Origin of the sequence: Shewanella sp. UCD-KL21, from assembly GCF_001957135.1 — a bacterium.
Taxonomy (GTDB): domain Bacteria; phylum Pseudomonadota; class Gammaproteobacteria; order Enterobacterales; family Shewanellaceae; genus Shewanella.
In genome coordinates, this window is the sequence record NZ_MPHK01000073.1 from 1 (window position 1) to 756 (window position 756).

General features: G+C 52.7%; 1 protein-coding gene. It reads left to right on the plus strand.

Annotated elements, in window-relative coordinates; genetic code table 11:
- The coding region (locus BM739_RS20315; RefSeq protein ID WP_217697859.1) for a hypothetical protein at positions 1-756 on the plus strand (756 nt) is incomplete at both ends.

Sequence of the window (756 nt, forward strand, 5' to 3'; positions counted from 1 at the left end):
GCCGGTAACCCATCGGCTATCGCCACTGATAAGCAAGACGTTGATAACACTGATGCACCTACTCCAAACGTTGAGTTTGAAGGCATGGGTGATGACGGTATTTACAGCAGCGATGAAATTGGCGCGGATGGCACCGTCACCGCCACCGTGACCTTAGCCGCGGGCACCAACATCGGTGACACCCTGATCATCACTGATGGTAACGGCAACGAACTCTTTAACGGTCTCGTGACCCAAGCGATGCTTGATAATGGTCAAGCCATTGAAGTCGCGGTGGTCGATGGTCAAACCCAAGTGGATGTCACCGCGCAGGTTATTGATGCTGCCGGTAATGCTTCCGGCATTGCTACTGATAAGCAAGACGTTGATAACACTGATGCACCTACTCCAAACGTTGAGTTTGAAGGCATGGGTGATGACGGTATTTACAGCAGCGATGAAATTGGCGCGGATGGCACCGTCACCGCCACCGTGACCTTAGCCGCKGGCACCGCAATTGGTGACACGCTGATCATCACWGATGGYAACGGCAACGAATTGTTTAACGGTCTGGTCACCGGCGAAATGCTCACCAATGGCCAAGCCATTGAAGTCGCGGTGGTCGATGGTCAAACCCAAGTGGATGTCACCGCGCAGGTTATTGATGCTGCCGGTAACCCATCGGCTATCGCCACTGAYAAGCAAGACGTTGATAACACTGATGCACCTACTCCAAACGTTGAGTTTGAAGGCATGGGTGATGACGGTATTTACAGC